Here is a 1,186-nt window from a genome sequence, read left to right on the forward strand (position 1 = left end):
GACGGCGAGATTATTTGGAAGGACTAGCCTATTTCGTACAGGTAGTAGTGCAAATCGATTGGAAAAATATGGATGTGAGTGATGTAATTGAAACTTAATAATTATTTTTGGGGATCCCTTAGGTGCTTGATGAGTCGGTATTTACAGACGTAAGTATATTACAAAACAACGTCGAATTAGGGCGTTTATTAGTATCGCAATATGTTGATTCTGATACTGCAGCATCAAGTCATAATAAACTCTATAGTTTTGGTGCACGTTCATTCTCAATCTTCAATGGTGATACCGGTGAGCAGGTGTTTGATAGTGGTTCATCACTTGCCTTTGAAGCTAATAAAGCCGGCGTTTACCCAGATGGTCGCAGTGATGCGAAAGGCACTGAGCCTGAGAGTGTAACAACAGGTATGGTTGCCAATAAGCGCTATGCATTTATTGCTTTAGAGCGTGCTGATGCGGTTGCAGTATATGATATTAGTGATGTTAATGCCGTAAGTTTTGTGCAAATGCTCGTTACCCAAGGTGATGATGCGCCAGAAGGGGTGTTATTTATAACCGCTGATCAAAGCCCAACGTCAAAAGCGCAGCTGGTAGTTGCAAACGAAGACAGTGGTAATATCACCGTCTATAGTGAAAACAACGAAGGCAAGTTTGATTTTGCATCACGCTTGTTAATTGAAGGTGGTGAAGGCGCCGCAGAGATCACGGCTTATGATGCACAAACAAAACGTTTATTCGTAGTAAATAACGGCAGCTTGCTTAACGCTCCTCGTATTGAAGTGATTGATTTTGCTAACCCAAATAACATTGCAACACTTGGTGCAATTGATATTAGCTATTACGGTGCAGGTGTTAATTCTGTCGCAGTATCAAACGGAAAACTTGCCGCTGCGATCGAGTCAGGCGTGAAAACTGATACTGGCGTTGTTGCTATGTTTAACACGAGTAGTTATGAGCTTGAAATGATATCTGCGGTCGGAGCACTGCCAGATATGGTAACTTTCAGTCCCGATGGTAAATTAATCATCACCGCTGACGAAGGCGAACCGAGTGAAGACTATAACGCAGGGCAAGAGCATGAAAAAAGCCTATGATTTCAATACCTTTTCAAGGTAACCTGTACTGCGCATAGCTTTTTTCTGTTTTGCGGGCATGCCTTTATTAAAGCTTGTTTCTGCTTTTAGCTGAT

Annotated in this window: 1 protein-coding gene; it reads left to right on the forward strand. The window is 42.0% G+C overall.

Features of this window, described 5'->3' with window-relative positions; translation table 11 throughout:
• Positions 1-122 precede the first annotated feature (122 nt).
• Positions 123-1,091, forward strand: a complete 969-nt coding sequence (locus H5187_RS23620; RefSeq protein ID WP_182798482.1) for a choice-of-anchor I domain-containing protein — start codon at positions 123-125, stop codon at positions 1,089-1,091.
• The last annotated feature ends 95 nt before the right edge of the window (positions 1,092-1,186 follow it).

Origin of the sequence: Pseudoalteromonas sp. SG44-1 (genome assembly GCF_014164315.1) — a bacterium.
Classification (GTDB): domain Bacteria; phylum Pseudomonadota; class Gammaproteobacteria; order Enterobacterales; family Alteromonadaceae; genus Pseudoalteromonas; species Pseudoalteromonas rhizosphaerae.